Raw genomic sequence first — 2,209 nt, 5'->3', positions numbered from 1 at the left:
CCAGATACCTGACCCGCACCGAGAGGCATGGATGGCGAGCGGACCCGATCCCAACCGATTCCAGACCACCGACCCGGAGCTCGACGCATCGGACCGCGCGCACGGCGATACCATCGGTGACGTGAAGTCCACCCGGATGGGGCTTTCCGGCTGGGGGATCGTGATCGTGGCCCTCGTCGTGGCGGCGTTCGTGATCTCGCTGATGTTCTGAGCGGCCACCCGGCTCCACGACGAACGCGGCCGGCTTCCCACTCAGGGAGCCGGCCGCGCCGCCGTCCAGCGATGGGAAGTTTACTCGTCGTTGCCTTCGAGCTTGAACCAGAGCTTCACCTTCACCTGGTATTCGCGGATGTCGCCGCCGCTGATGTAGCCGCGCTGCTCCACGACTTCCAGCCACTCCAGGTTCCGCATGCTCTCGCCCGCGCGCTTTACCGCCGCGCGCGTCGCATTCTCGAAGCTCTCGGACGACGTACCCACCATCTCGATCGATTTGAACACGCCACTCATCTTCCGCTCCCGTTCAGGCCAATCCGGACCCGTCGTCCGGCCGCGCCCCCGGGGGCAAGGGACGTTCCACCGGCACCAATGAGCTGTCATCCTAAAGAGCTGAGGGCGCCCCCACGCGCTGTCATCCTGAGGCCCAGGCGCACCAAACCGGCCCGAAGTACCTCCGTTGCGGGCCGAAGGATCTAGCCGCGGAACCGTACCAGCCAGGGCGCGGCAGCGGTCACGAAAGCCGAGGCCTCGGATGCCGTGGGGGCCCTCGGTCCACCCTCTCCCACAAACAGCGTGGGAGAGGGGTACACCCCTTGCTCCCCGGCCCGGGGAGGCAATCTGGCATGGGGACGAGCCCGAGCGGTCGCATCTGGTGCCAACCGGCGACACCCCTCCGGTGCCTGGGGTGTCCACAGCCGCACACTTCCGGAGAGTACCTCATGCGGTACGTTTTTTTGTTTCTGGTGCTGCTACAGACGCTTTCGGCCGGACCGGCGCGTGCGCAGGACATCGAATCTCTGCCGCGCCACCGTGTGGCAGCGCCGCTGGGGGCGTACCGCGCTTTGCTGGCACCACTGGAGCACGCTGAAGGTTTCGCCCCGTACCAGGGAGATGCCGCGCCACGCGACCGCAAGCGCGGAGCACTCTGGGGCTTGGCCGCTGGAGCCCTCGCCGGGGGCGGCGGGTTCGCAGCCGTGACATGGGTAGCGAATCGGGGTGAGGCTGGCGAGGACTACTGGCCGTTGGCGCTCGTCGTAGGGTCGGCGGCAGGGGGAGCGGTGGGCCTGGTGACGGGCGCCCTGATCGGCGCGCCGGAGCGACAGAGTGAAGCTTCCGTGCGCACAAGTCTGCTGGTGCTTCCCGGGGCGGACCGCACGACCCAGGTGGGGGTTTCGGTCGCATTCTGACCGCGTTCCGGGTGGGCTCCCCTCTATCCCCCCGACGAGCTCCCGCGGCGTAAACGCTCTATGCTCCGCCACCTCGGCGAGGGTGCGGGCGAACTGCTCCGAGCGGACGACCAGGTCGCGCCGGGGGGGTGTCAATCACCCGAAGCGCAGTTCAGGTCTCCCCCTCCCCTGCGCAGCGGGGGACGGGGCCGGGGGAGGGCGCTCCCAAGGCATGCACCGGCAGCCAGTCGAACCGCAATCGAAGTTCTCCCCTCTCCCGCGCTGTTTGCGGGGGAGGGGCCGGGGGAGGGGGTTACGTGGAGCGGCTCAGCTCGATGGTGCTCAGCTCTTCCGCGCGGTAGAGCAGGCGCTGCAGGATGGCGTGCGCGGTCCTTCGGTCGGCGTCGGCGGAGGCGGGAACGGTGGCCAGCAGCGTCGCCACCTCCTCACGCAGCAGGTCGTACTCGCGCCGAAGCTGGACCGGCGTCCATCCCAACCGGGCGCGCTGCTCGCCGTGCCGCGTGGCGATCAGGTGCTGGATGTCGGTTCCGTCGCGCAGCAGCGCCGGCTCGCCGCCGCCCTCGTCCAGCGTCACCAGCTCCTTTCCCAACTCCACCAGCGTCGTGGCGACGTGGTCCTCCAGCTGGGCGCGGTCCAGTCCGCCGGCATCGGGAATCACGGGGTCCCGGGCCAGTCGGTCGGCCCACCGCCGCACCACCTCGTCCACGCGGTCCGACAGCATCCGCCCCAGCTCCGCCAGCCCGGGCACCTCGCCGGGACGCATGGGCCACCGCACCGGCTCCTCGGGGGGAATCACCAGCTCGGGC

The 2,209-nt window shown here is 69.7% G+C and carries 4 protein-coding genes; 2 read left to right on the top strand and 2 right to left on the bottom strand.

Annotated features, from left to right (window positions below; translation table 11 throughout):
• The coding region (locus VIB55_RS03690; protein ID WP_331875318.1) for a hypothetical protein at nt 1-211 on the top strand (211 nt) is incomplete at its 5' end.
• A gap of 80 nt (nt 212-291) precedes the next feature.
• Here the strand turns inward: VIB55_RS03690 and VIB55_RS03685 are convergent.
• Nucleotides 292-507 (bottom strand): dodecin, encoded by a 216-nt coding sequence (locus VIB55_RS03685; protein ID WP_331875317.1) that lies wholly within the window; start codon nt 505-507, stop codon nt 292-294.
• 428 nt (nt 508-935) lie between these two features.
• Between VIB55_RS03685 and VIB55_RS03680 the strand changes: the two genes are divergently transcribed.
• Nucleotides 936-1,403 carry a hypothetical protein gene (locus VIB55_RS03680; RefSeq protein WP_331875316.1) on the top strand — a complete coding sequence of 156 codons (468 nt, stop codon included), beginning with the start codon at nt 936-938 and terminating at the stop codon, nt 1,401-1,403.
• A 292-nt stretch (nt 1,404-1,695) separates the two neighbouring features.
• On the opposite strand, the gene VIB55_RS03675 is transcribed toward VIB55_RS03680, so the two are convergent.
• The coding region (locus tag VIB55_RS03675; RefSeq protein ID WP_331875315.1) for an RsbRD N-terminal domain-containing protein at nt 1,696-2,209 on the bottom strand (514 nt) is incomplete at its 5' end.

The sequence above is a fragment of the Longimicrobium sp. genome (assembly GCF_036554565.1).
GTDB lineage: Bacteria > Gemmatimonadota > Gemmatimonadetes > Longimicrobiales > Longimicrobiaceae > Longimicrobium.
This window is presented reverse-complemented; position numbering and strand designations above follow the sequence as displayed.